The sequence below is a fragment of the Neobacillus paridis genome (genome assembly GCF_016765675.1).
Classification (GTDB): Bacteria; Bacillota; Bacilli; order Bacillales; family Cytobacillaceae; genus Neobacillus; species Neobacillus paridis.
Genome location: NZ_JAESWB010000311.1, coordinates 1 through 516 on the forward strand (window position 1 = coordinate 1; position 516 = coordinate 516).

1 protein-coding gene is annotated in these 516 nt (G+C 63.2%); it reads left to right on the forward strand.

Annotation, left to right across the window (positions count from 1 at the left end; all coding sequences use genetic code 11):
- The coding region (locus JK635_RS29000) for a hydroxymethylglutaryl-CoA lyase-like TIM-barrel protein (protein ID WP_498043886.1) at positions 1-516 on the forward strand (516 nt) is incomplete at both ends.

Consider the following 516-nt stretch of genomic DNA (forward strand, 5'->3'; position numbering starts at 1 on the left):
ACCATCAACTTCGCCGATACCGTCGGCTACGGCGTGCCTGAACTGTACGGCAACATGATCCGCACGCTGCGCGAGCGCATTCCCAATTCCGACAAGGCGATCTGGTCGGTGCATTGCCATAACGACCTCGGCATGGCGGTCGCCAATTCGCTGGCCGGCGTGATGATCGGCGGCGCGCGCCAGGTCGAGTGCACCATCAATGGCCTGGGAGAACGCGCCGGCAATACGGCGCTGGAGGAAATCGTGATGGCGGTGCGCACCCGGCGCGACCATTTCAACCTGGAAGTCGGCGTCGATGCGAGCCAGATCGTGCCAACCTCCAAGCTGGTGTCGCAGATCACCGGTTTTGCGGTGCAGCCCAACAAGTCGGTGGTGGGCGCCAATGCCTTCGCCCATGCATCTGGTATCCACCAGGATGGCATCCTGAAGGCGCGCGACACCTACGAGATCATGCGCGCCGAAGACGTGGGCTGGAGCGCCAACAAGATCGTGCTGGGCAAGCTGTCCGGCCGCAAC